The sequence below is a fragment of the Nocardia neocaledoniensis genome, assembly GCF_029868625.1.
Classification (GTDB): Bacteria; Actinomycetota; Actinomycetes; order Mycobacteriales; family Mycobacteriaceae; genus Nocardia; species Nocardia neocaledoniensis_A.
In genome coordinates, this window is sequence record NZ_JARWOJ010000142.1 from 1 (window position 1) to 23,671 (window position 23,671).

The following is a 23,671-nucleotide window of genomic DNA, read 5'->3' on the forward strand; positions in this document are numbered from 1 at the left end:
GACCGAGCCGGAGCGCGGTCACGTGCCCGCCGCGCGGATCGCTCACCTCGGGTCCTGGGCACGGCGGCCGTCGCCGCCGCGGGGCCCCCCCCCCCCCCCCCCCCCCCCCCCCCCCCCCCCCCCCCCCGCCCCCCCCCCCCCCCCCCCCGGGGGGGCCCGCCCGCGCCCCCCCCCCCCCCCCCCCCCCCGGCGGGCCCCCCCCCCCCCCCCCCCCCCCCCCGCCCCCCCGCGGGGCCCCCCGCCGCGCCGCCCCGCGGCGCGCGCCCCGGACATCGTCTGCGCACGCGCTCGGGCGACACCGCGAGTCGGCGTGGATCAGCGCGGGCCTCGCGCATCCACCTACCGGACGATTCGCCGAAGCCGGCGTCGGTGCCGACGTGCCACAGTTCACCGGCCCGTGCGTCAGCCGTCGATCCAGGTCGTCAGCTCGGCGCGCATGCAGGCGCGTGGCCATTCGTCGAGGCCGTGGGCGATCTCGGCGGCGCGGATCGCCCGCAGTTCCGGCGTCTCCTCGGTGACGGGGATGTAGGTGAAGCCGAGGCGCGCGTAGTAGGGGCCGTTCCACGGGACCTGGGTGAACGTCGTGAGGGTGATCTCGTGCAGCCCACGGGCTTTCGCCCAGTGCACCGCGTGATCGATCAGCCGCTTACCGACGCGCTGACCGCTGTGGGCGGGGTCGACGGAGACCTGGTCGATGTGGGGCTGCCCGTCGACGAGTCCGAGCACCAGGTAGCCGATCGGGCGATCGGTCTCGTCCGGCCACACCCAGGCGCGCTCGGCAACGAGGTATTCCCGCAGGGTCTCGGCCGCCGGTGGTTCGTCCTCGGCCACCGCAACCATCCCGATCTCGGCGAACGGCGCTCCGGCGAGGCACTCGATCTCGCGCAGCCGCTCGATGTCGTCCTCGCGGGCGGGCCGGATCGGGCCGCCGAGCACCCGGGGCCGCGTGATCTCCGGCTTCATCGCGCGCCCACCGGCGTGGCGACGATCCCGTTGAGCAGCACGCGCAGCGCCCAGCGAGCCCTGGCGTCACCGTCGCCGGCCAGCAGCTGCGCGCGCAGCGCGACGAGGGTCGGATACCGCTCGGCGGGCACCGCGTCGAACCGGCGGCCGATCTCGGCGAGGTGGTGTGCTCGGCCACGGCCCGCGGTGTTGTGGACGGACTGCTCGGCGGCCGCGGCGGTGAGATGCAGGCAGAGCAGGTCGACGGCCCAGGCGGCGGTCGACGGGTCGAGCCCACCCGCGCGCAACAGGGCGAGCAGCTGCTCGACGAGGGCGAGGGCGTGCTCGGTGGTGGGGATCCGGCCGAGGGCGACCAGGGCGAGGCCCTCGTGCCGGGCCAGCACGTCGACGGTGTCCTCGACCAGCGTGGTCAGGCGCTCGCGCCAGTCGCCCTCGGTCGGCGTCGGCACGGTGGACAGGACGTGGTCGAGCATGCCGGTCATCAGATCGTCGCGGTTGGCGACGTAGACATAGAGCGAGGCGGCGCCGGTGTCGAGTTCCTTGGCGACGCGGCGCATGGTGAGCGCGGCCAGGCCCTCGGCGTCGAGAATGCGCAGACCGGTCTCGAGCACGACCTCGCGGCTCAACGGTGCCTTCGCCGGTCTGACCCGGCGACTGACGGGTGCGGCGTTCATGCGCCGATCATACGCAGCCCACGAACGACGTTTGACACGAACAATGTTCGCGCGGGTGGGCGGCTATCCACCGATTGTTCGCGGGCACAACCGTCATCCCGTGCGCGGCGGGGATCTATGCTGGCAAAGGCCAGCCCGACAAGGAGGCAGTGATGCGCGCGCATTCGTCTACCGTGGCCATCGTGCCCGGTACCGGGATCGTCGCCCGATTCGGCGACGTCGTCATCTATCTCGCCGGGGAGACCCCGTCCACCGATCGACTACTCGGCGCTGTCGAGACCGTCGCACTCAGCACCGCCGCCTCGGCGCCCGGTGCGGCCCTGGCCCAGCGCCTGGCCGGTGTCGTCTTCGGCGGCGCCTCGGCACCGCCGCCGTTCGGCGTCCTCGCCCCCACCGCCGACGGGATGCTGATCCTGTTGCGCGGCGCGGTGATCGCCGAGGTCTCCGGCGCCGAGGGCAACCGAAGGGTGGCAGGCGACCGAGCCTTCACCTGGGTCGACGAGATCATCCGCGAACCGGTCCGCCGGATCGCGATCGGCGCCGAGATGGCCGACCCGACCAGCGCCAACCCCCGCACCGATCTGCGCGCCGGCATCGTCACCGGCAACGGATTCGTGCTCACCATGGGCCGCAAGCGCAATCCGGCGCCGCGCCGCGTGGAGACCATCGACGAACCGGCGCCGACCGAGGCCACCGGTTTCCGGGCCCTGCGCGACACCGGAGCCCGCGCCGACGGCAGCGGTACCAGGCCGCCCACCGCGAGCCTGCAGGTCGCGGAGGCGCCGGGAACGGGTTTCGTGCCGACGGCCGACGTCGGCAGCTCCGAAAGCGAGACCGTCAGCACCGGTGCGCGTCCGAGCACCATCGAGGGCGAGACCGTCAGCACCGGCCCGCGCAACTCCCCCGCGACCAGCGCCCCGCTGGCCTGGTCCCAGGCATTGGACGCCGCGAAGCTCGCCGAGCCGGTCGCGCTGGGAAAGTCCGGGCAGAGCAGCCCACGGGGCGCACTGGTCACCGAGGACGGACTCAGCTATCCGCTGGACCGGTCCTATGTGCTCGGCCGCAACCCCTCCGGTGACGAATCGGTGCGGGCCGCCGCCGCCACCCCGATCCTGATCGAACGGGATCGGCTCGTCTCCCGGGTCCATGCCTTCGTCGCCCCCGAACGAGGCAAGGTGTTCGTCCGGGAGGCTCCCGCCACCTCCGGCACGTTCTTCGCCGCCCCCGATTCCGAGCGCTGGTCGCGCGTCGGCACGTTGCCCATCGAGCTCCAGCCGGGCTGGCGCCTGCGGATCAACGATTTCCTGCTCACCTACTGCGTCTGAGCCGGGCTCCCCCTGGCCGAACTGTCCCGACGCCCGTGGCGTGCACGCTGTGCGTCCACGGGCGTCGGATCGCTGGTCGGCTCAGGCCTCGAGGGCGTCGAGCAGTGCCGCGCGCTGGCGGGCACCGAGCCCGCCGATACGACGATCCTCGGGGATCTCGGCCTGATCCATCAACTTGGCCGCCTTCACCGGACCGACGCCCGGCAGCGCCTTGATCACCGCGGCCACCTTGGTCTTCTTGACCAGGTCGTCGCTGTCGGCCTTCTTGAGCAGATCGGCGACGGTGACCTTGCCCTCCTTCACCTTGCCGATCAGTTCCGAGCGCGCCTTGCGCACGGCAGCCGCTTTGGCCAACGCCTCGGTGCGCTGTTCGGCGGTCATCGTAGGCAGTGCCATGTCTCCTCCGCTTCCACTCGTCACTCGAACATCTGATTGACGGACCGAGTAAACAGCACCCGAACGGCGGCACCAGTCCGACACACCGCGAGGATACGCCGATGAGTTTTGCGCGTCGGGCCCGTCGTTACGGGTGAACGCCCTGCAAGACGGACCAAACGGACGTAACACCTGACCCGTCGGCGGCGACACATCAGCAGAAGCACTACACGGGATCAAGGTTCAACGGCGAACCACGGAGGATCAACGACGCTCCTCGACCCCGGGCGCGACCGTCCTCGACGATCGTCACCGTGTCCCCGGTGCTCCGCGATAACAGCTACACAGTTGTGCGCCAGAGGTTTCCGGCCACCGCGGGTCGGAGGGGAATTCGGCCCGCGGTTGTGCTCAGGACGGCGCGATGCGCAAGAATGACGCGACCCGGCGAACCCTGAGCTGTCTGGAGTTGCGATGCGCGAGGAACACCCGCTCGATAACGAGGTCGTCGCACTGCCCGTGCGGGTGGAGCGCGCCCGTCGGCGCATCGAGTACCAGTCCGACCCGGCGCTCACCGACGCGCTGTCCGAGGACGAGTTGCGCGCCGAGCGGGAATTGGCCGAGAAGATCCGCACCTACGAGCGCGACCAGCGCTGGAAGCAGATCAAGGCCGCCTCCACCCATGCCGACCGCCTGCGCGAGACCACGGCGGCGATGGAGCGGGCCGAGATGGCCGATCTGATGCTGGCCCGCAAGGCCATGGCCGCGCAGCGCCGCGAATCGAACCCGCGCGCCCGGCTGGCCTCGCTCTATCAGCACCGCACCTGGTCGCTGCGCGCGCTGGCCGGCGTGGTGATCGCGGGCATGCTGTGGTCGGCGGTGAACGTGCAGCACAACATCGCCCCCGGCGGTCCCGGTGACCCGCTCTACTGGGCCAGCTTCGGCCTGGAGGCGATGATCAGCGTCTGCCTCATCATCATCATGATCGGCACCACGCGCGTCGCCGAGTGGGGTGTGATGGGCAACCGCACCCAGGTCCTGGTCGCCGAGCTGTTCCTGCTCGCCCTCACCATCGCCCTCAACACCTACCCGCACCTGAGCGCGGGCAACTGGTACGACGCGGCGGTGCACGCCGTGGCCCCGGTGATGATCGGCGTCGCCCTGATGATCCACAACGCCGCCAGCGCCCGCTACAGCACCGCCATCGCCCGCGCCTCGGCCGACATCCCCGCCGACGAAGAGGAAGACATGCTCGCGGCCGCGCCGTCGTTCCGCGACAGCTGACCCGCTCCGTGACCGCACGCCCGGAAACGCGATGAGGGCCCGTCCGGTGGACGGGCCCTCATCGGGTGATCAGGTGCGCTACTAGGCCGACTTCTCGCGGCGCTCGGTGCGCTGGGTCTTGCGGGGGACGATCGTCGGCAGGACGTTCTCGGTGACGGTGTCCGCGTTGACGACCACCTTGGCGACGTCGTCGCGGCCGGGGATGTCGTACATCACCGGGAGCAGAACTTCCTCCATGATGGCGCGCAGGCCACGAGCGCCGGTGCCGCGCAGGATCGCCTGGTCCGCGACGGCCTCGAGGGCGTCGGTGGTGAACTCCAGGTCGACGCCGTCCATCTCGAACAGCCGCACGTACTGCTTGACCAGCGCGTTCTTCGGCTCCGAGAGGATCTTGACCAGCGATTCCTTGTCCAGGTTCGTCACGGAGGCGACGACGGGCAGGCGGCCGATGAACTCGGGGATCAGGCCGAACTTGATCAGATCCTCGGGCATCACGTCGGCGAAGTGGTCGTCGGTGTCGACCTCGGCCTTGGAGCGGACCTCGGCGCCGAAACCGATGCCGCGGTGCCCGGTGCGGTCGGAGATGATCTTCTCCAGCCCCGCGAACGCGCCCGCCACGATGAACAGCACGTTGGTGGTGTCGATCTGGATGAACTCCTGGTGCGGGTGCTTGCGTCCACCCTGCGGCGGCACACTCGCCTGGGTGCCCTCCAGGATCTTCAGCAGCGCCTGCTGCACGCCCTCGCCGGAGACGTCACGGGTGATCGAGGGGTTCTCGCTCTTGCGGGCGATCTTGTCGACCTCGTCGATGTAGATGATGCCGGTCTCGGCGCGCTTGACGTCGTAGTCGGCGGCCTGGATCAGCTTCAGCAGGATGTTCTCCACATCCTCACCGACGTAGCCCGCCTCGGTGAGCGCGGTGGCGTCGGCGATGGCGAACGGCACGTTCAGCATCTTCGCCAGCGTCTGCGCGAGGTAGGTCTTGCCGCAGCCGGTGGGGCCGAGCATCAGGATGTTCGACTTGGCCAGCTCGACGGTCTCGCCGCGGCTGTCGCGGCCCTTGTCGCCGGCCTGGATGCGCTTGTAGTGGTTGTACACCGCGACCGCGAGGGTGCGCTTGGCCGTGTCCTGGCCGATGACGTAGTTCTCCAGGAAGTCCCGGATCTCCGAGGGCTTGGGCAGCTCGTCGAGCTTCACCTCGCTCGACTCGGCCAGCTCTTCCTCGATGATCTCGTTGCACAGGTCGATGCACTCGTCGCAGATATAGACCCCGGGGCCCGCAATGAGCTTCTTGACCTGCTTCTGGCTCTTTCCGCAGAACGAGCACTTGAGCAGATCGCCGCCGTCTCCGATGCGCGCCATCTCGTAGGTCCCTACTTCCTTGTCCGAGTGCGACCGTCGTCCCCGATTGGGCCGGAAAATACGTTTCGGTGCCGTCAATCAGAGCAATGGTCCCTGAGTCGACCGTACCTGCTGTGCGCGAGAGAGGTCGACAACTCGCGCATGTTTCTGTGAAGGGTTGTGCGGGTTCTCACCATTGTGAGGCCCACGGTGGAAAAAAGGTGGGCCCGCCGCCCAGATCAGGCGACGGGCCCGGGCGTGTCACTTCTGACCGCTGAGCTTCCGGTAGTCGAACACCTGGTCCACGATGCCGTATTCCTTGGCCTCTTCGGCCGTCAGGATCTTGTCGCGGTCGGTGTCCTTACGGACCCGCTCCTCGGACTTCCCGGTGTGCCGCGAGATGGTGACCTCCATCAGGCGCCGCATCCGCTCGATCTCGGCCGCGGCGATCTCGAGGTCGGACACCTGGCCCTGCACGCCGCCGGAGGACGGCTGGTGGATCAGGATGCGCGCGTTGGGCAGCGCGGCGCGCTTACCCGGCGCACCGGCGGCCAGCAGCACGGCCGCGGCCGAGGCGGCCTGGCCGAGGCAGACCGTCACCACGTCGGGGCGGACGTACTGCATGGTGTCGTAGATCGCCATCAGCGCGGTGAACGAGCCACCGGGCGAGTTGATGTACATGGTGATGTCGCGGTCGGGGTCCTGGGACTCCAGCACCAGCAGCTGCGCCATGATGTCGTTCGCCGAGACGTCGTCGACCTGGTTGCCCAGGAAGATGATCCGCTCCTCGAACAGCTTGTTGTACGGGTCCGAGGTCTTGACACCGAACGACGTCTGCTCGGTGAACTGCGGCAGGATGTAGCGCGACTGGGGATTCGCGGCGGCAGCGCCACCGAGGCCGCGCGGGTCGATCAGATTGGCCATCTTTGTCTCCAAGCTTGTCTCGAGTGGGTGGGGCGCGGTGGCGCTACTTCGCCTGGTTCGCGTGGGCGACCACGTGGTCGATGAAGCCGTACTCGAGGGCTTCCTTCGCCGTGAACCAGCGGTCGCGGTCCGCGTCCTCGGTGACCTGCTCGACGGACTTGCCGGTGTGCTGCGCCTGCAGCTCGTTGAGCTCACGCTTGGTGTGCGCGAACTGCTCGGCCATGATGGCGATATCGGCCGCCGAACCACCGATGCCCGCCGACGGCTGGTGCATCATGATCCGGGTGTGCGGCAGCGCGAAGCGCTTGCCCGGGGTGCCCGCGGTGAGCAGGAACTGCCCCATCGAGGCGGCCAGACCCATCGCGACGGTCTTGATGTCGCACTCGGCGAACTGCATCGTGTCGTAGATCGCCATGCCCGCGGTGACCGAGCCACCCGGGGAGTTGATGTAGAGCGAGATGTCCTTGGTCGGATCCTCGGCCGAGAGCAGCAGGATCTGCGCGCACAGCTTGTTCGCGATGTCATCGTCGACCTGGGTGCCGAGGAAGATGATGCGCTCGCGCAGCAGCCGCTCGTACACCGAATCACTGAGGTTGAGACCAGCAGTAGCGGCTGTCATGACCCCTGCCTGGTTGATTGTCACGGATACCTGCCTTCTCTTCTCACCGATTGCTTACGGCCTACGGTTCGTCGTCACAAACACTAACGAAGCAGGGCGGCACCGAACTCCCGGTACCGCCCTTCTTCGCTCACAGCGCAATCCAAGCACCCCATGCGGGGAACCGGTCACACCGGCATCGCAGAACTTATTCGGCGGCGGCCTCGACCTGTTCGGTCTCGGCGGAATCCGCGGGGTCACCGAACATTTCGGTGGTGTCGACCACGTTGCCGTCGGAGTCGGTGACCTTCACCTGACCGACGACACCGGCCAGCGCCTTGCCACGGCGGACGTCGGCGAACACCGCGCCCAGCTGACCGGCCTGCTGCACCTGCTGGATGAACTGCTCCGGCGACATGCCGTAGCGCTGGGCCTGGAACAGGATGCGCTCGGTCAGCTCCTGCTGACCGACCTGGGTGTTCTCGGCCTCGGCGATGGCGTCGAGCAGCAGCTGGGTCTTCACCGACTTCTCGGCGGCTTCCTGGGTGTCCTTGTCGAACTCCTCGCGGGAGGAGCCCTGCGCCTCGAGCGCCTCGGCCAGCTTGGCCTCGTCGTGGTCGAAGCCGTGGACGGCGTCGTGCAGCACCGCGTCGACCTCGGCCTTGACGACGGCCTCGGGCAGCGGCACCTCGACGGTCTCGAGCAGGGTGTCGAGCACCTTGTCGCGGATCTGACCGGCCTGCTCGACCTTCTTGGAACGCTCGACGCGGCCCTTCAGGTCTTCCTTGAGCTCGTCGATGGTGTCGAATTCGCTGGCCAGCTGGGCGAACTCGTCATCGGCCTCGGGCAGCTCGCGCTCCTTCACCGACTGCACGGTGACGGTGATGACGGCTTCCTTGCCGGCGTGCTCGCCCGCCACCAGGGTGGAGGTGAACTCGGCGGACTCGCCCGCCTTCAGGCCGGTGACAGCCTCGTCGAGGCCCTCGATCAGCTGACCCGAACCGACCTCGTGCGACAGGCCGGTGGTGGCCGCCTCGGGGACGTCCTCGCCGTCGACGGTGGCCGAGAGGTCGATCGAGACGAAGTCGCCGTCCTGCACGGCGCGCTCGACACCGGTCAGGGTGCCGAAGCGCTGACGCAGCGAGGTGAGCTGCTGCTCGATGTCGGCGTCCTCGATGGTGAAGGAGTCGACGGTGACCTCGAGGCCCGAGTAGTCCGGCAGCGCGATCTCGGGGCGCACGTCGACCTCGGCGGTGAACGCCAGCTCGTCGCCGTCCTCGATCTTGGTGATCTCGATCTCGGGCTGGCCGATGACCTTCACCTCGGTGGCCTGCACGGCCTCGGCGTAGCGGGCGGGCAGCGCGTCGTTGACGACCTGCTCCAGCACGGCGCCGCGGCCGACGCGGGTCTCGATCAGCTTGGCCGGGGCCTTGCCCGGACGGAAACCGGGGATCCGGACCTGCTGGGCCAGCGCCTTGTAGGCCTTGTCGAAGTCGGGCTTCAGCTCCTCGAAGGGCACCTCGACGTTGATCCGGACCCGGGTCGGGCTCAGCTGCTCGACGGTGCTCTTCACGGACATGCTCCTTGGTTCGTAGTTCAGTGGTGTCCCCGCCATGGGGCGTCGCGCCCTGAGTCGGTGCGGCGCACAATGCGCATCCCGACCAGGGTAGTTGACCGGCTTTGCGGTCGTGTAATCGGCGGTGGTTCAGCCGGCGGGCTAGCCGCCGACCTGCACCGCGTCGGTGACGAAGACCAGGGTCTCGTTCGGCGCGACGCCGTTGCCGCCCGCGCCGTAGCCGAGCTCCGGCGGCACGATCAGCAGGCGCCGGGCGCCCTGCTGAACCCCGAGCAGGCCCTGGTCCCAGCCCTCGATGACCTGACCGGCGCCCAGGGTCAGCCCGAACGGCTTACCGCGCTTGAAGGAGCTGTCCAGGGTCTGCTTGTCCGACCAGGTCACCAGCGCGTAGTTCATGGTCAGCGGCTGTCCGGCCGCCGCGCCGGGGCCGGTGCCGGGCACCAGGTCCTTGACGATCAGCGTCTTGGGCGGGTCACACGAGTCGGGGATGGTGATCTCCGGCGCGTCGCCGAAGCCGCCCTCGACCTTGATGTCGTCCGCGGTGCACTCGCGGCCCTTGCTCGCCGTCGGCGCGCCCGCGGCGGCACTGGTCGTCGACGAGGAGGCGCTCGCCGAGCCGGTGTCCGAGCCGCAGGCCGCTGTCGCGATCGCGGCGGCCGCGACGAGTCCGATGCCGAAAATCCTGCCGAGAGAATGCATGGCCCGCACAGTAATGGACCGCGCGCACCGCGCGCAGGACCGGCACGGCGGTAGGCTCGGCGGTGCGTTTCCGCACCGGTGGCTCCGGATGTCGAACGGCGCCACGGGCACTGACCGCGGCGCCCGGCGCCGCGGCGCACCGACTGCGAGGAGAGTCCGCGATGACCAGCGATCTCGAACGCGATACCGCGGCCGACACCGTGGGCGGCGGTGAGGGCGAGACGATCGCGCCCGAGCCCTACGTCCTCGCCGAGGCCCCCGGTCCACTGACCCGTCCTGAGCTGGTGGCGGTGGACACCTGGTGGCGGGCGGCGAACTATCTGGCCGTCGGCCAGATCTACCTGCTGCGCAACCCGCTGCTGCGCGAGCCGCTGCGCGCCGAGGACGTCAAGCCGCGCCTGCTCGGGCACTTCGGCACCGTGCCCGGCCTGAATCTGGTGTGGGCGCACGCGAATCGGGTGATCAGGGACCGCGGCCTGCACGCGGTGTTCGTGGCGGGTCCGGGGCACGGCGGCCCCGGCCCGAACGCGTGCGCGTGGCTGGAGGGCGCCTACGCCGAGCTCTACCGCGACATCCCGCGCGACGAAGCGGGCATGCGCAGGCTGTTCCACCAGTTCTCCTTCCCCGGTGGCGTGCCGAGCCATTGCGCGCCGGAGACCCCCGGTTCCTTCCACGAGGGCGGCGAACTGGGCTACAGCCTGTTGCACGCCTACGGCGCCGCGCTCGACAATCCCGAGCTCACCGTGTTCTGCGTGATCGGCGACGGCGAGGCCGAGACCGGGCCACTGGCAGGCAGCTGGCACGCGAACAAATTCCTCAACGCGGGGCGGGACGGCGCCGTGGTGCCGATCCTGGCGCTCAACGAGTACAAGATCGCCAATCCGACCATCTTCGCCCGCATCCCCGAGGCGGAGCTCGTCGAGTTGCTGCGCGGGTACGGCTACCAGCCGATCGTCGTCTCCGGTTCCGATCCCGCGCGGGTGCACCAGGACATGGCCGCCGCGATGGACAGCTGCCTGGCGCAGATCGCCCGGTTCCAGCGCGCCGCCCGCGAGGACGGCGACACCACCCGGCCGCGCTGGCCGATGATCGTTCTGCACACGCCCAAGGGCTGGACCTGTCCGCCCGTGGTGGACGGCGAGCGGGTGGAGGGCACCTTCCGCGCGCACCAGGTGCCCCTGCCCGCGGCCCGCACGAACCCCGAACACCGCCGGGTGCTGGAACGGTGGCTGCGGTCGTATCGGCCCGAGGAACTGTTCGACGAGTCCGGCGCGCCGGTGCCCGAGCTGCTCGCCCAGGTGCCGGAGCGGCCGATGAGCCTCGATCCGGTGGCCAACGGCGGGCTGCTGGTCCGCGATCTCGATCTGCCCGACTGGCGCGAGTACGGCGTCCCGGTCGACCGGCCCGGCGCGGGAACGCACGAGGCGACCAGGGTGCTCGGCGGCTGGCTGCGTGACGTCACCGCGCGCAATCCGGACAACTTCCTCACCTTCGCGCCCGACGAGCTGGTCAGCAATCGGTTGCAGGACATCCTCGAGGTGACCGGCCGCGACTGGCAGGCCGAGGTCGGGCGCTGGGACGTCGACCTGTCGACGCGCGGGCGGGCAGTGGAGGTGCTCTCCGAGCACGTGTGCCAGGGCCTGCTCGAGGGCTATCTGCTGACCGGCCGCCACGGCGTGTTCACCTGCTACGAGGCGTTCATCCACATCGTCGACGCCATGTTCAACCAGCACGCCAAGTGGCTCGACGCCAGCCTGGCGGTGCCGTGGCGGTGCAAGATCCCGAGCCTGAACTACCTGCTCACCTCGCACGTATGGCGCCAGGACCACAACGGATTCACCCACCAGGACCCGGGTTTCCTCGACGTGGTGGCCAACAAGAGTCCCGAGATCGTGCGCGTGTACCTGCCGCCGGACGCCAACACCCTGTTGTCCACCTACGACCACTGCCTGCGTTCGCTGCACTACGCGAATGTGGTCGTGGCGGGCAAACAGCCGGGGCCCGATTGGCTTTCGGTGTCCGAGGCCGCGCTGCACTGTGCCCGCGGCGCCGGCATCTGGGAGTGGGCGTGCCACAAGGACGAACCGGGCACCACCCCCGACGTGGTGCTCGGCTGCGCGGGTGACATCCCCACCCTGGAAACCCTCGCCGCAGCCGCGATCCTGCGTGATCGTCTGCCCGACCTGCGCGTGCGGGTGGTCAACGTCGTCGACCTCATGCGGCTGCTGCCCGCCGACGAGCACCCGCACGGCCTGCCCGACGCCGAGTTCGACGCGTTGTTCACCACCGACCGCCCCGTGATCTTCGCCTTCCACGGCTATCCCTGGCTGGTCCACCGCCTCACCTATCGCCGCACCAACCACGCCGAACTGCACGTGCGCGGATACAAGGAGAAGGGCACGACCACCACCCCCTTCGACATGGTGATGCTCAACGACCTCGACCGCTTCCACCTGGTGCTCGACGTCATCGATCGGGTGCCAGGTCTGCGTGGGCAGGCGGCGGGTCTGCGCCAGGAGATGGTCGACGCCAGGCTGATCGCGCGCCGCTGGACCAGGGAGCACGGCGAGGACATCCCGGTCGTCGCGGACTGGGTCTGGCCGGCGGCCGCGGTCCCCTCGGCGACGTAACGCGGTTGCGGCGCGGGCCGCGCCTGCACGACGATGGAGCCGATGACCGAGCCCCGCCCCCTCGACGCGCTGCCCCGCGATCGCCGCGACCTCACCGGACCGTTCGACGTCATCGGCGATGTGCACGGCTGCGCCGGCGAGTTGATCACCCTGCTCGGCGAACTCGGCTACCACCTCGACCGGGACGAGCGCGGCCGCGCGATCGGCGCCGCCCATCCGGCGGGCCGCATCGCGGTGTTCGTCGGCGATCTCGTCGACCGTGGGCCCGACACGCCCGGCGTGCTGCGCCTGGTGATGGGCATGGTCGGCGCGCGGACCGCCCTGTGCGTCACCGGAAATCACGACTACAAGCTCGTGCGCGCCCTCGACGGCCGGAACGTGCGGATCGCCCACGGCCTGGAACGCTCGATGGCCCAGCTGGCCGAGGAGGACGCCGAATTCCGCAGTGCCGTCCGGGCCTTCCTGCACACGCTGCCGAGCCACTACCTGCTCGACGGGGGCAAGCTGGTGGTCGCGCACGCGGGCCTGCCGGAGAGCCTGCACGGCAGCACCTCGGGGCGCGCGCGGTCGTTCGCCCTCTACGGCTCACCGACCGGCGAGTACGACGAGCACGGCTTCCCCATCCGCTACGACTGGGCCAGGGACTACCGCGGCGCCGCGACCGTCGCGTACGGGCACACCCCGGTCACCGAGCTGGCCTGGGTCAACAACACGCTGTGCCTGGACACCGGCGCCGTGTTCGGCGGCGCGCTCTCGGCGCTGCGCTATCCGGAGATGAGCACGCTGTCGGTCCCCGCCGAGCAGGTGTGGACCGAGCGCGCGGGCATCACGCCGACGGGCTGAGGCCGCCGCGCCCGCATCGTCGCCGAATCGTCAACTCGACACTCCGCGCCGACCGGCCGCGACCTGCCCGAACGGGCTTACCATCGGCACCGGACGACCCGACTCACCGCTGAGGAGAGGTTCATGCGCCGAACATTGCTCTCACTGTCCGTGCTCTGTCCCCTGGTCGGCGCCGGCGTGGCGGCGGCCGATCCCGGCGCGGGAACCCTGTCGATCCACACCTTCACCGGCCGCGAACCGATTCCGGTGAATCGGGCCGATGTCGCGGTGACTCCGTGCGGCGCGGATCAGGTGGTGGCCACCGTGGTCAGCGGCGCCGACGGCCGCGCCACCACGACGTTGCCCGCGGGCTGCTACGAGGCCGCGGTCTCGAAGGTGCCCGGCGGCTGCGCGATGTCCGACAAGGCGCCGGTACGCGTCACGGTGACCGCGGGCAAGGACGCGAGCGCCGAATTCCGCTTCCACTGCGCCTGAGCGCCGGGTGGGATCGGGCCGCCGCCCTGACGGGCCGAGCTGGGCGAATGAATCGTGTCGATGGTCGGGGTGACAGGATTTGAACCTGCGACCCTCCGCTCCCAAAGCGGATGCGCTACCAAGCTGCGCTACACCCCGAGGCCTCGCAGGCTGAGACGCCGTCGAGGGAATTCATGTTTGAGCGGGTGACGGGAATCGAACCCGCACCATCAGCTTGGAAGGCTGAGGTTCTACCATTGAACTACACCCGCAGGCATACGACATCGATGGGATCGCCACGATGTCGTGTGCGCCACGACTGTACCGAATCCCGCGCGCGAAACGCCAATCCGCCCCTGGGCGAGCCGGGCGACGCGCCCCTTCCGGCGGTGTCGACACCCGCTGGGCAATGCCCGATTAGGGCCTAATGACTCTATCCGCCGAAACCCGTCGGCGGACACGATGGTGGGCACGCGTCTCGGGGTAACCGACGCTCGCTCCACCGGGGGAATAAATAGGAGTTTTTTCCTTGAAAACCTGCCGCGGGGGCGGCGCGTAGGCCACCATGAGATGGCGCGTGACGGATCGAGCATCCTCGTCACGATCAGCCCCCGTGCCAGGAGGAAACCGCATGGCGAACCAACGCCCCCCACCGTGAGACGGGCAACACGCTGCACGTTTCGGTGCTCCCAAAGTTTTTTCGGGAAGTGTGTAACGCCGGAGCTTCTGTAGCGATGTCATACCCGATCGCCATTCGCGAGAGGCCTGCAACGCGTTCTATATCGCGACTTTTAGGTCTCGGGTGGCTTGCTAGGATCCTTTTTGCCGGACGGGGGTATCTGGAAAGGGGGCGGTGAGCGTGTGCCGAACTCGGTGGACTCAACCGCGTAGCAGTGCGAACGATCGAGGTGGCAAGACCGTCGCCACCTTCCGCCGGTGATCTCGATGACTGTCCACATCGAGCCACCGGTCGCCGCGATGGCCCGCGCCTGGGCTCGCGCGGTGTGCGCCGAACCGGGTTCCTCCACGGCGCCGCACCAGCTGGAGCCGGTGCTCGTCGAGATCGTCGAGCGGCTGCTCCACCTGGCGAGGACCGAACCGTTCCCGGTGCCGCAGGCGCGGATGCTCGGCGCGCGACTGGCCGAAGCACCCTTCGAACGAACCAGGATGCTGGCGCACGCCACCCGCTGGCTGCTCGGCTTCCCCTCCGGCGTGCCGGGTTCGCTGGTCGCGACCCGCTGGCCGCTGGTGGCCAGCCAGGCGATCGACAGCTACGCGCAGGCGCTGCAGGAACGCGCGCTCGCGCAACAGGAACAGAACATCTCGGCGAAAGTGTCACTGCGCGTACAGGAGATCGCCGCGCTGCAGCACCGCTTGCGCCACGAGGCAACCCACGACGCACTCACCGATCTGGCCAATCGCACGCTGCTGCAGGAACGGGTCAGGGCCTTCGCGGCCGACCCGACCCGCGGCGTCGGCGTCCTGGTGGTCGACCTGGATCGGTTCAAGCAGATCAACGACGGCTACGGGCACGCGATCGGCGACGAGGTATTGGTCGAGCTGGCCAACCGGCTGCGCGAGGTGTGTCCGCCCGACACGGTGATCTGCCGGTACGGCGGCGACGAGTTCGTGGTCGCGGCCAATCCGCGCCGCGACACCCTCGGCGAACTGGCCCACCGCGTGGTCGCGGCGCTGCGCGACCCGGTGTGGTCGAGCGCGGGGCCGGTCCCGGTGTCGGCCAGCGTGGGCACGGCGTTCTGCGCGCCGGGAAAGACGTGCGATTTCACCGACCTGCTGCGTCGCGCCGACCGCGCGATGTATTCGGCGAAATCCGCGGGCGGGCGGCGTTTCGCGCTCGCCGAATCGGGCGACCCGGAACTGGGAACCGCGGTCGCGGGCTGAGTCGGATCGCGAAGCCTGCACTTCGCGGTCCGGCTCAGTCCTCTTCAGTGTTCGTTGCTCGTGCTCCCGGCGGTCAGTGGGACTGACAGGTGGGGCACCAGAAGAGGTTTCGCGCGTCCATGACCTTGTGGAGGATCGGGGTGGCGCACACCCGGCAGGGTTCGCCCTGCCTGCGGTAGACGTAGGTGCGGGGGCGGTCCTTGGCGTACGACGGCGCGCCGGTGTCGTGTTCGGGGCGGACGACATGCATGCGGCCGGTGGTCACGCCGATCGGCATCAGGTCGACGAGATCGGCCCACAGGGCGTCCCATTCGGTGGCGCTGATCGAGGTGCCGGGCCGGAACGGCGAGATGCCGTGGCGGAACAGCACTTCCGCCCGGTACACATTGCCGACGCCGGCGATGATCGACTGGTCCATCAACAGCGCGCCGATGGCCCTGCGGGAGCGCCGGATTCGCGCACCGGCGCGTTCGTGATCGGCATCGGGCCGCAGCGGGTCGGCGCCGAGACGCGCCACCAGGGCATCCACCTCGGCGGGGTCGAGCACCTCGCACGCGGTCGGCCCGCGCAGATCGGTCCCGAATTCGGTTGCCGCGCCGATCATCCGCATGCGCACCTGCCCGACGGGCGGCCCCATCGGCAGCTCCGCCGCACTGAACGTGCCGTACAACCCGAGATGCACGTGCACGGTCAAACCGGACTCGTAGTGGTGCAGCAGATGCTTGCCGACCGCCTCGGCCCGCTCGAGCACCCGCCCGTCCACCAGCGCGGCACCCTCGGCGAAGCGGCCCTGCGGACTCGAAACCCGCACGGCGCCACCGGAAAACCGGTCCTGGTGCAGGCGGGCGATGCGATGAAGGGTGTGCCCCTCAGGCACGGAACCCACCCTTCTCGACACTCATCTGGTTGCTCAGTAGGCGGGGACCTCGGGGGCCTCGCCGGACTTCTCGTAGTCGGCGAGGATGTCGATGCGGCGCTGGTGGCGCGGCTCCTCCGACCACGGCTGGGCGAGGAACGCGTCGACGATGGCGAGCGCCTCGGCGGTGGTGTGCATGCGGCCGCCGATGCCGATCAGCTGGGCGTTGTTGTGCTCCCGGGCCAGCTTGGCGGTCTCGACGCTCCAGGCCAGGGCACAGCGGGCGCCGGGGACCTTGTTGGCGGCGATCTGCTCGCCGTTGCCGCTACCGCCGAAGACCAGGCCGAGCGAGCCCGGGTCGGCCACGGTGCGGCGGGCCGCCTCGATGCAGAAGGCGGGGTAGTCGTCGAGAGCGTCGTATTCGAGGGCGCCACAGTCGACGACCTCGTGTCCGGCCTCCTGCAGATGGGCCTTGACGTGATTCTTCAGTTCGAAACCGGCATGGTCGGCACCCAGGTAAACGCGCATGGCTGCGATTGTGTCAGGCGCCTTTAGAGTCGTTTCATGCACCCGCACGAACCGCATTCCCCGCATTCGGCAGGTCCACCGCCGGAGCATCGGGGCAGGCCCATCGACGCGGCGCCGTCGCTGGACAAGGGCACCGACGACACCCCTCCCCCGCCCGCGCAGCCGGGGCCCGCGCCGTCACCATGGGCCCAGCCCGGCCCGCCGACCGGCGGATTCCCGTCCGGTGCGCACCCGCAGGCGCCGTACCATCCCGGCCCGTATCCGCCGGTCGCCCACCCTGGTTACGCACCGGGCCACTATCCGCCCGGCGGCCCGCCGATGCCGCCGCGGCAGGCGCCGCGCGGGCTCTCGCCCTACGGCATGCCCGCCCGGCATCCGTGGGAGATTCCGCTGCTGGTGGTGGTCATCATGCTCACCGGCGTCGCGTATCTGCTGGTGCTGCTGATCCTGCTGGCCGAGTTCGTCGCGCCGCCGGTCGCCGACGACCCGGGCCGGCCGGAGGAATCCGGTTCGATCCTGACCAGTCCGTATGTCCTGCTGCTGTTGTTCGCGCCGGTGCTGCTGTGGGCCGGGCGCGGCATGAACTACGCGCGGATGCGGATCAACGGCGTGAAGATGTCGCCGACGCAGTTCCCCGAGGGGTATCGGCTGGTGCAGGAGGCGGCGGCGCGGTTCGGGATGGCCAAGGCGCCCGACGCGTTCGTGGTGCTCGGCAACGGTCAGATCAACGCGTTCGCCTCCGGACACGGGTTCCGCCGGTTCGTGGTGGTCTACAGCGACCTGTTCGAAGTCGGCGGTGCCGCACGCGAACCCGACGCGCTGGCGTTCATCATCGGCCACGAGGTCGGCCACATCGCGGCCGGGCACGTGTCGTACTGGCGACAGCTCGGGATGTTCGTGGCGCCGTGGCTGCCGCTGCTCGGTTCGTCGCTGATCAGGGCACAGGAGTACACGGCCGACAATCACGGCTACTGCCACCGGCATCAGGGCGCGCCGGGCGCGATGGCGACCCTGGCGGCCGGCAAGTACCTCAACACCGAGGTCGGCTTCGACGAGATGGCCGACCGCGCGGCGACCGAACGCGGTGGCTTCGTGATGCTGGTCAACGCGATGTCGAGCCACCCCGTGCTCACCTGGCGGATGTGGGCGCTGCGCGACCGCAGCAGGCCGGGTCCGATGTTCTGGCGGCCGAGTGCTCCGCAGGGGATGATCCCGCCGCCGGGCGGCTATCCGGTCCAGACCGGTCCGCCTGCGCTGCCACCGCGCTGACACCACCCCGGCACGGGGTTTTGGGGGGGGGGGGGGCGGGGGGCGCCCCCCCGGCCCCCCCCCCGGCGCCCGGGCGCGGCCGCCCCCCCCCCCCCCCCCCAAAAACCCCCGCGGCGCCAGCCGCTAGTCGAACACCGGCTCTTCCGTGCGGGTGCGCTTGAGTTCGAAGAAGTGCGGGTAGGAGGCGAGCGCGACCACGCCGTCGAAAACGCGGCCCGCGTCCTCGCCGCGCGGGATGCGCGACAGCACGGGACCGAAGAACGCGACACCGTTGACATGGATCGTCGGGGTACCGACGTCGGGCCCCACCTTGTCCATGCCCGCGTGGTGACTCTTGCGCAGCGCGGCGTCGAAATCGGGGTTGCTCGCGGCGGCGGCGAGCTCGGCGGGCAGATCCAGTTCGGCCAGGGCGTCGTCGATGATCGCGGCGAAGGTCGCCTCGGAGCTGTCGCGCTCGTACTCGGCCCGGCGATTGTGGAAGCGGGTGCCGAGCGCGGTGTAGAGCGCGGGCAGGATCTCGTCGCCGTACTTCTCGGCGGCCGCGATGGCGACCCGGACCGGGCCCCAGCCCACCGACATCAGTTCGCGGTACTGCTCGGGCAGGTCACGGCCCTCGTTGAGCACCGACAGGCTCATCACGTGGAACCGCGCCTCGATGTCGCGTACCTGCTCGACCTCCAGGATCCAGCGCGAGGTGATCCAGCACCACGGGCACAGCGGATCGAACCAGAAATCGACGACGTCCTTCTTCGTGGCTTGATCGCTCACGAGCATGTTCCTCTCGGGTCGCAGTGGGCAGGCCGCAATGCCCCGCCGGTTGATGCAACCGCGGCACGCGCGGAATCGTTCCCGCGCGGCGCCGAGCGCACTAGGCTCGACGGCGAGGAGTCCCGGTCGCCCGCGAGAAGGAGTCCGTTCATGAGCTCGAATCAGCATTTCGTCGTGATCGGCGGCGGGCTCGGTGCCGCCAAGCTCGCCGAAGCATTGCGCGCCAACGACTTCGACGGCCGGGTGACGGTGCTGGCCGCCGAGGAGGAGCTGCCCTACGAGCGGCCCCCACTGTCCAAACAGCATCTGGCAGGTACTCAGCAGCTGCCCGATTTCACCGTCGACCAGGGGTCCTGGTACCGCGATCACCACATCGACCTCCAGCTGGGCACCACGGTGACGGCGTTCGACGCGCGGGCCCACACGGTGACGCTGCCCGACGGGTCCACCCTCGGCTACGACAAGCTGGCCCTGGCCACGGGTTCGCGCCCGCGCACCCTGCCCGTGCCCGGCGCCGACGCGCCGAACGTGTACACGCTGCGCACCATCGGCGATTCCGATGTCCTGGCGCGGGTGCTGCGCGACAACCGGCAACTGGTGATCATCGGGGCGGGCTGGATCGGGCTCGAGGTCGCCGCGCAGGCGCGGGCCAAGGGCGTCGAGGTCACGGTGCTCGAGGCCGCGGACCTGCCCCTGGTCGGTGCGCTCGGCCCGGAGATGGGCGCCTTCTACGCCGACGTGCACCGCGCGCACGGGGTGGACCTGCGCACCGGAACGAAGGTCGACGCGATTCTCACCGACGACGGCGTCGCTACCGGCGTTCGACTCGGCGACGGCACGGTGATCCCGGCGCAGGCGGTGCTGGTCGCGGTGGGCGCCCAACCGAACATCGAAGGCGCGGTGGCCGCCGGACTGGCGGTGAACGGTGGCGTCCTGGTCGACGAAGCGCTGCGCACCAGCGACCCCGACGTGGTCGCGGTCGGTGACATCGCCGAGCAGGAGCATCCTGTGCTGCGTCGCCGGGTGCGCGTGGAGCACTGGGCGACCGCGCTCAATCAGCCCGCGGTGGCCGCGCTGACCATGCTCGGCAGGCCCGCCACCTACGACCGGCTGCCCTATTTCTTCAGCGACCAGTACGACGTCGGCATGGAATACACCGGCTACGTCGGCCGCGACGACGACGTCCGCGTGGTGGTGCGCGGTGACCAGGGCGAACGCGAGTTCGTGGCGTTCTGGCTCGACGCGAGCAATCGGGTGCGGGCGGGCATGAACGTCAATGTCTGGGACGTGACCGACCGGATCAAGCAGCTGATCCTGTCCGGCGAGCAGGTCGACCCGGACCGGCTGGCCGACGCCGACACCCCACTGTGATCCAGTTCACCAGGTCGATGTGTCGAAGCGGGCCGCGTGGCTCCGACCTGTCAGCGAGCGCGCCGCCGGGCGCACCGACAACGAGGAGCCACTCATGAAGTACATGCTGGTGAAGACCTACGGCCCGACCGCCCACTGCGACATCCCGATCCACGAGTGGGCGCCCGAGGACATCGCCGCCCACATCGATTTCCAGCGGGCGCTGGGTGAGCAGCTCGCCGCCTCGGGTGAACTCGTCGAGGCCCAGGGGCTGGCAGGCCCCGAGCAGGCGCTGATCGTGTCCTCGGACGGCCGCTCGGCGCCGGTGGTGACCGACGGGCCGTTCCCGGAGACCAAGGAGTTCCTGGCCGGGTACTGGATCGTCGACGTCGATTCCCCCGATCGCGCGATCGAGATCGCCGCGCAGGCCTCGGCGGCGCCGGGCCCCGGTGGCGCGCCCATCGGCGAGTACATCGAGGTTCGCCCGGTCATGAGCGCGCCCACCGAGTGACCGGCACACTGACCCCCGGCACCGAGGACCTGCTCCGCACGCTGGCACCGCAGGTCCTCGGTGTGCTGGTCCGCCGGTTCGGCGATTTCGATCTGGCCGAGGACGCGGTGCAGGACGCCCTGCTGGCGGCCGCGACCCAGTGGACCACCGAGGGCGTCCCGGAGAACCCGCGCGGCTGGCTGATCCAGGTGGCCCAGCGCCGGATGGCCGACGCGGTGCGCGCCGAGGTGGCGCGGCGACGCCGGGAGACCACGGTGTTCGTCCGGGACGTGCCGGCCGAGGCGGGTGCCCGCGACGACACCCTCGACCTGTACTTCCTGTGCTGCCACCCCGACCTACCGGCGGCGGGCGCGATCGCGCTGACCCTGCGCGCGGTCGGCGGCCTGAGCACCGGCGAGATCGCCGCCGCCTTCCTGGTGCCGGAAGCGACCATGGCGCAACGCATCTCGCGGGCGAAGAAGCGGCTGGCCGAGGCGTCGCGCCCGTTCGCCGACGGCGCGCACGACACCGCCCGCCTCGACGCCGTCCTGCGAGTGCTGTACGTGATCTTCACCGAGGGCCACACCAGCACCTCGGGGGCGGGGCTGCGCCGGGCCGACCTGTCGGCCGAGGCCATTCGCCTGACCCGCACACTGCACACCCTGCTGCCCGAGGACACGGAGGTCGGCGGTCTGCTCGCGGTGATGCTGCTGACCGACGCGCGCCGCGCCGCGCGCTCCGGTCCGCACGGCGAGCTGATCCCGCTGCACGAGCAGGACCGCACCCGCTGGGACCGCGCCCAGATCACCGAGGGCCTGCGCCTGCTCACCGCCACCCTGTCGGCCGGGTTGACCGGGCCGTACCAGATCCAGGGCGCCATCGCCGGGCTGCACGCCCAGGCCGCCCGCGTCGAGGACACCGACTGGGCACGAATCCTCGTGCTGTACACCATGCTCGAACGCCTCGCCCCGAACCCGATGGTGACCCTCAACCGCGCGGTGGCGACCGCCATGGTGCACGGGCCCGCCGCCGGGCTCGCGGTGGTCGACACGGTCGCCGAACCGCTGGCTCGTTCGCATCGCCTCGCCGCCGTGCGCGGTCACCTGCACGAGATGGCGGGCGAGGACGCCGCGGCCGTCATCGAATACCAGCGGGCCGCGACTCAGACGGCGAGCACACCGGAGCGCGACTACCTGCTGTTACGCGCGGCCCGTGTGCGCACCACATAACGCCCTCCGTACCACCGCCCCCGAGCCCGGAGTGCGCGTCGCCGTGTTCGCCCTGCTTCCGCAGATCACTGTGCCGATTCGAGATTCGCGATCATGGCGCCGAGCGTTTCTGCGCACGTGCCGAATTCGTCCTCGGTGACGCCGTCGACCATGCGGCGGCGGATGGCTGCCACCGCCTGCCCGGCCGCCTCGTGCGCGGCGAGTCCCCCGGCGGTGACGGCGTACCGGCCACCCGCGCGGACGAGCCAACCCCGCCCGATCAGCGCGTCGGTGACCGCGGCGACGGAATCGTCCGTGGTCTGCCAGAACGGGCGCAGGGCATCGACGAGGTCGGCGCCGGGGTCGCCGACGAGGGTGTTCAGCGTCTGCCATTCGCGACGGGACATCCCGGCGGTGTCGATCGCCCGCTCGAACGTGGCCTCGATGAGCTGGTCCAGGCGTTTGACCTGGTAGCCGATCAATCTGCGCTCCGACATGACGGTGCATACCTTTCAACAATTACATGTCCTACGACATATATATGTCTGAAGGTAGCATGTGGCCGTGGACGAGGTCGAGCGGATCGAACGGGCGATGATCGCCATCCGGCGGCGCCAGACCAGGCGCGCCCTCGGCACCGATCAGCCCAGCGGACAGGCCTTCGACGTGCTCGATGTCGTCGAGGACGCGACAGCGCCCACCGTGTCGACCGTGGCCGCAGCGCTGGCCGTGGACCAGCCGAGGGCGAGCAAGCTCGTCGCGGCCGCCGTCACCGCCGGATTCCTGCGCCGGGAAGCCGATCAGACCGACGGCCGCCGGTCCCTGCTGGCGCTCACCGACCGTGGCCGCACGGTGCTCGCGCACGCGCACGAGCGGCGCCGCGGCGCCTTCGACCGGGCGATGACCGGCTGGTCCGGCGCCGATCGGGTCGCCTTCGCCCGGCTGCTCGACCGTTTCGTCGACGCGCTCGAATGACGGTATTGCTGGCAGACTCTCTGCGGTGACGGAAGTTTTCAGTGCGGGGGTGCTGGTCTATCGCCGGGGCGCGAACGGAACCGAGGTGCTGCTCGGCCACATGGGCGGCCCGCTGTGGGCCAAGAAGGACGCCTCGGCGTGGTCGATCCCCAAGGGCCAGTACGTGCTCGGCGAGGAGTTGCCGCGGGTGGCGGCCCGCCGCGAGTTCACCGAGGAACTCGGCCTGCCGGTCCCGGACGGTCCGTGGGTGGACCTCGGCGATGTGCGGTACGGCAGCGGCAGCAAGCGCAAGACCGTGACCGTGTGGGCGGTCGAGGGTGATCTGGATCCGGACGAGATCGTGCCCGGCACCTTCGAACTGGAATGGCCGCCCCGCTCCGGCCGGTTCCGCGAGTTCCCGGAGATCGACCGGGCCGCCTGGTTCGACCTGACCACAGCCTCGGAGAAGCTCGGCAAAGGGCAACGGCCTTTCCTCGGCCGCCTCGCCGAGTACCTCGACTGACCCGGGCGCGCGGGCCCGCGCGGGGGTAGATTGCGGACAATCCCACCGACATACAGCTCAAGGCCATTAACGGCATCCACCCTGCCCAGCACAAGGTAACCCGCCGCCCGCTAGGCAACCAGATAATACGGATGCCGTACC

Annotated in this window: 24 protein-coding genes, 2 tRNA genes and 1 pseudogene; 12 read left to right on the forward strand and 15 right to left on the reverse strand. The window is 70.1% G+C overall.

All coding sequences use genetic code 11. The annotated features are described in order from the left end of the window. The 3 genes from QH270_RS10500 to QH270_RS10510 all read right to left on the reverse strand — a co-directional run. Positions 1-335, reverse strand: a 335-nt coding sequence (locus QH270_RS10500) for a hypothetical protein (RefSeq protein WP_280340485.1), incomplete at its 3' end; no start/stop codon positions are given. A 67-nt stretch (positions 336-402) separates the two neighbouring features. Next, positions 403-963 (reverse strand): GNAT family N-acetyltransferase, encoded by a 561-nt coding sequence (locus tag QH270_RS10505; protein ID WP_280340488.1) that lies wholly within the window; start codon positions 961-963, stop codon positions 403-405. Further along, complete coding sequence (locus QH270_RS10510; RefSeq protein WP_280340490.1) at positions 960-1,637, reverse strand: TetR/AcrR family transcriptional regulator; 678 nt, start codon at positions 1,635-1,637, stop codon at positions 960-962. Before QH270_RS10510 ends, QH270_RS10505 begins: the two co-directional genes overlap by 4 nt. A gap of 152 nt (positions 1,638-1,789) precedes the next feature. Here QH270_RS10510 and QH270_RS10515 point away from each other — a divergent pair, with 152 nt between their 5' ends. Further along, a complete protein-coding gene (locus tag QH270_RS10515; protein WP_280340492.1) occupies positions 1,790-2,962 on the forward strand; it encodes an FHA domain-containing protein in 1,173 nt (390 codons plus the stop codon). Positions 2,963-3,043: 81 nt separating this feature from the next. Here the strand turns inward: QH270_RS10515 and mihF are convergent, their stop codons facing one another. Beyond that, positions 3,044-3,358 (reverse strand): integration host factor, actinobacterial type, encoded by a 315-nt coding sequence (mihF, locus tag QH270_RS10520; RefSeq protein WP_019045768.1) that lies wholly within the window; start codon positions 3,356-3,358, stop codon positions 3,044-3,046. A 450-nt stretch (positions 3,359-3,808) separates the two neighbouring features. Between mihF and QH270_RS10525 the strand changes: the two genes are divergently transcribed. Beyond that, the gene (locus tag QH270_RS10525) at positions 3,809-4,618 is read left to right on the forward strand and encodes a hypothetical protein (protein ID WP_280340494.1); all 810 of its coding nucleotides are present in this window, start codon (positions 3,809-3,811) and stop codon (positions 4,616-4,618) included. 81 nt (positions 4,619-4,699) lie between these two features. Here the strand turns inward: QH270_RS10525 and clpX are convergent, their stop codons facing one another. The 5 genes from clpX to QH270_RS10550 all read right to left on the reverse strand — a co-directional run bounded on the left by clpX (position 4,700) and on the right by QH270_RS10550 (position 9,756). Then, positions 4,700-5,980: an ATP-dependent Clp protease ATP-binding subunit ClpX gene (gene clpX, locus QH270_RS10530; protein WP_218721478.1), complete on the reverse strand. Its 1,281-nt coding sequence runs from the start codon at positions 5,978-5,980 to the stop codon at positions 4,700-4,702. 240 nt (positions 5,981-6,220) lie between these two features. Beyond that, positions 6,221-6,883: an ATP-dependent Clp protease proteolytic subunit gene (locus QH270_RS10535; RefSeq protein ID WP_280340500.1), complete on the reverse strand. Its 663-nt coding sequence runs from the start codon at positions 6,881-6,883 to the stop codon at positions 6,221-6,223. A 43-nt stretch (positions 6,884-6,926) separates the two neighbouring features. Further along, positions 6,927-7,502 (reverse strand): ATP-dependent Clp protease proteolytic subunit, encoded by a 576-nt coding sequence (locus QH270_RS10540; protein WP_110039492.1) that lies wholly within the window; start codon positions 7,500-7,502, stop codon positions 6,927-6,929. Between the two features lie 187 nt (positions 7,503-7,689). Next, a complete protein-coding gene (tig, locus tag QH270_RS10545; RefSeq protein WP_280340502.1) occupies positions 7,690-9,054 on the reverse strand; it encodes a trigger factor in 1,365 nt (454 codons plus the stop codon). A 144-nt stretch (positions 9,055-9,198) separates the two neighbouring features. Further along, entirely contained in the window at positions 9,199-9,756 is a 558-nt protein-coding gene (locus tag QH270_RS10550) for an FKBP-type peptidyl-prolyl cis-trans isomerase (RefSeq protein ID WP_280340505.1), read from the reverse strand. Positions 9,757-9,917: 161 nt separating this feature from the next. On the opposite strand from QH270_RS10550, the gene QH270_RS10555 reads away from it, so the two are divergent. The 3 genes and pseudogenes from QH270_RS10555 to QH270_RS10565 all read left to right on the forward strand — a co-directional run bounded on the left by QH270_RS10555 (position 9,918) and on the right by QH270_RS10565 (position 13,703). Continuing rightward, positions 9,918-12,386 (forward strand): phosphoketolase family protein, encoded by a 2,469-nt coding sequence (locus QH270_RS10555; RefSeq protein ID WP_280340507.1) that lies wholly within the window; start codon positions 9,918-9,920, stop codon positions 12,384-12,386. Between the two features lie 78 nt (positions 12,387-12,464). Next, a pseudogene (locus QH270_RS10560) lies at positions 12,465-13,202 on the forward strand (metallophosphoesterase); the annotation flags it as partial. A 150-nt stretch (positions 13,203-13,352) separates the two neighbouring features. Beyond that, the gene (locus tag QH270_RS10565) at positions 13,353-13,703 is read left to right on the forward strand and encodes a hypothetical protein (RefSeq protein ID WP_280340509.1); all 351 of its coding nucleotides are present in this window, start codon (positions 13,353-13,355) and stop codon (positions 13,701-13,703) included. Positions 13,704-13,764: 61 nt separating this feature from the next. On the opposite strand, the gene QH270_RS10570 is transcribed toward QH270_RS10565, so the two are convergent. Together QH270_RS10570 and QH270_RS10575 are read right to left on the reverse strand one after the other, a co-directional pair. Continuing rightward, positions 13,765-13,841, reverse strand: a tRNA-Pro gene (locus QH270_RS10570). A gap of 42 nt (positions 13,842-13,883) precedes the next feature. Continuing rightward, positions 13,884-13,954: transfer RNA gene (locus QH270_RS10575), tRNA-Gly, on the reverse strand. Positions 13,955-14,627: 673 nt separating this feature from the next. On the opposite strand from QH270_RS10575, the gene QH270_RS10580 reads away from it, so the two are divergent. Further along, positions 14,628-15,584: a GGDEF domain-containing protein gene (locus QH270_RS10580; RefSeq protein ID WP_110039617.1), complete on the forward strand. Its 957-nt coding sequence runs from the start codon at positions 14,628-14,630 to the stop codon at positions 15,582-15,584. 73 nt (positions 15,585-15,657) lie between these two features. On the opposite strand, the gene QH270_RS10585 is transcribed toward QH270_RS10580, so the two are convergent. Next, positions 15,658-16,461 (reverse strand): Fpg/Nei family DNA glycosylase, encoded by an 804-nt coding sequence (locus tag QH270_RS10585; RefSeq protein ID WP_280340511.1) that lies wholly within the window; start codon positions 16,459-16,461, stop codon positions 15,658-15,660. A gap of 33 nt (positions 16,462-16,494) precedes the next feature. Further along, positions 16,495-16,968: a ribose-5-phosphate isomerase gene (locus tag QH270_RS10590; protein WP_232997335.1), complete on the reverse strand. Its 474-nt coding sequence runs from the start codon at positions 16,966-16,968 to the stop codon at positions 16,495-16,497. A gap of 36 nt (positions 16,969-17,004) precedes the next feature. On the opposite strand from QH270_RS10590, the gene QH270_RS10595 reads away from it, so the two are divergent. Then, complete coding sequence (locus tag QH270_RS10595; protein ID WP_432420335.1) at positions 17,005-18,237, forward strand: M48 family metallopeptidase; 1,233 nt, start codon at positions 17,005-17,007, stop codon at positions 18,235-18,237. A 123-nt stretch (positions 18,238-18,360) separates the two neighbouring features. On the opposite strand, the gene QH270_RS10600 is transcribed toward QH270_RS10595, so the two are convergent. Further along, a complete protein-coding gene (locus QH270_RS10600) occupies positions 18,361-19,005 on the reverse strand; it encodes a disulfide bond formation protein DsbA (RefSeq protein WP_280340513.1) in 645 nt (214 codons plus the stop codon). 150 nt (positions 19,006-19,155) lie between these two features. Here QH270_RS10600 and QH270_RS10605 point away from each other — a divergent pair, with 150 nt between their 5' ends. From QH270_RS10605 to QH270_RS10615, 3 genes are all read left to right on the forward strand, one after another. Beyond that, complete coding sequence (locus QH270_RS10605; protein WP_280340515.1) at positions 19,156-20,376, forward strand: NAD(P)/FAD-dependent oxidoreductase; 1,221 nt, start codon at positions 19,156-19,158, stop codon at positions 20,374-20,376. A 94-nt stretch (positions 20,377-20,470) separates the two neighbouring features. Beyond that, entirely contained in the window at positions 20,471-20,866 is a 396-nt protein-coding gene (locus tag QH270_RS10610) for a YciI family protein (protein ID WP_280340517.1), read from the forward strand. After that, entirely contained in the window at positions 20,863-22,074 is a 1,212-nt protein-coding gene (locus QH270_RS10615) for an RNA polymerase sigma factor (RefSeq protein ID WP_280340519.1), read from the forward strand. The genes QH270_RS10610 and QH270_RS10615 overlap by 4 nt, the downstream gene beginning before the upstream one ends. A gap of 65 nt (positions 22,075-22,139) precedes the next feature. On the opposite strand, the gene QH270_RS10620 is transcribed toward QH270_RS10615, so the two are convergent. Beyond that, a complete protein-coding gene (locus QH270_RS10620) occupies positions 22,140-22,550 on the reverse strand; it encodes a MarR family winged helix-turn-helix transcriptional regulator (RefSeq protein WP_280340520.1) in 411 nt (136 codons plus the stop codon). A 67-nt stretch (positions 22,551-22,617) separates the two neighbouring features. Between QH270_RS10620 and QH270_RS10625 the strand changes: the two genes are divergently transcribed. Together QH270_RS10625 and QH270_RS10630 are read left to right on the forward strand one after the other, a co-directional pair. After that, a complete protein-coding gene (locus tag QH270_RS10625) occupies positions 22,618-23,028 on the forward strand; it encodes a MarR family winged helix-turn-helix transcriptional regulator (RefSeq protein WP_280340522.1) in 411 nt (136 codons plus the stop codon). Positions 23,029-23,053: 25 nt separating this feature from the next. Continuing rightward, a complete protein-coding gene (locus QH270_RS10630; protein WP_280340524.1) occupies positions 23,054-23,530 on the forward strand; it encodes an NUDIX domain-containing protein in 477 nt (158 codons plus the stop codon). Positions 23,531-23,671: the final 141 nt, after the last annotated feature.

Coding starts and splice junctions, on each gene's coding strand:
- QH270_RS10505 (WP_280340488.1), bottom strand. CDS start 963: ATGAAGCCGGAGATCACGCGGCCCCGGGTGCTCGGCGGCCCGATCCGG.
- QH270_RS10510 (WP_280340490.1), bottom strand. CDS start 1,637: ATGAACGCCGCACCCGTCAGTCGCCGGGTCAGACCGGCGAAGGCACCG.
- QH270_RS10515 (WP_280340492.1), top strand. CDS start 1,790: ATGCGCGCGCATTCGTCTACCGTGGCCATCGTGCCCGGTACCGGGATC.
- mihF (WP_019045768.1), bottom strand. CDS start 3,358: ATGGCACTGCCTACGATGACCGCCGAACAGCGCACCGAGGCGTTGGCC.
- QH270_RS10525 (WP_280340494.1), top strand. CDS start 3,809: ATGCGCGAGGAACACCCGCTCGATAACGAGGTCGTCGCACTGCCCGTG.
- clpX (WP_218721478.1), bottom strand. CDS start 5,980: ATGGCGCGCATCGGAGACGGCGGCGATCTGCTCAAGTGCTCGTTCTGC.
- QH270_RS10535 (WP_280340500.1), bottom strand. CDS start 6,883: ATGGCCAATCTGATCGACCCGCGCGGCCTCGGTGGCGCTGCCGCCGCG.
- QH270_RS10540 (WP_110039492.1), bottom strand. CDS start 7,502: ATGACAGCCGCTACTGCTGGTCTCAACCTCAGTGATTCGGTGTACGAG.
- QH270_RS10550 (WP_280340505.1), bottom strand. CDS start 9,756: ATGCATTCTCTCGGCAGGATTTTCGGCATCGGACTCGTCGCGGCCGCC.
- QH270_RS10555 (WP_280340507.1), top strand. CDS start 9,918: ATGACCAGCGATCTCGAACGCGATACCGCGGCCGACACCGTGGGCGGC.
- QH270_RS10565 (WP_280340509.1), top strand. CDS start 13,353: ATGCGCCGAACATTGCTCTCACTGTCCGTGCTCTGTCCCCTGGTCGGC.
- QH270_RS10580 (WP_110039617.1), top strand. CDS start 14,628: ATGACTGTCCACATCGAGCCACCGGTCGCCGCGATGGCCCGCGCCTGG.
- QH270_RS10590 (WP_232997335.1), bottom strand. CDS start 16,968: ATGCGCGTTTACCTGGGTGCCGACCATGCCGGTTTCGAACTGAAGAAT.
- QH270_RS10595 (WP_432420335.1), top strand. CDS start 17,005: ATGCACCCGCACGAACCGCATTCCCCGCATTCGGCAGGTCCACCGCCG.
- QH270_RS10605 (WP_280340515.1), top strand. CDS start 19,156: ATGAGCTCGAATCAGCATTTCGTCGTGATCGGCGGCGGGCTCGGTGCC.
- QH270_RS10610 (WP_280340517.1), top strand. CDS start 20,471: ATGAAGTACATGCTGGTGAAGACCTACGGCCCGACCGCCCACTGCGAC.
- QH270_RS10620 (WP_280340520.1), bottom strand. CDS start 22,550: ATGTCGGAGCGCAGATTGATCGGCTACCAGGTCAAACGCCTGGACCAG.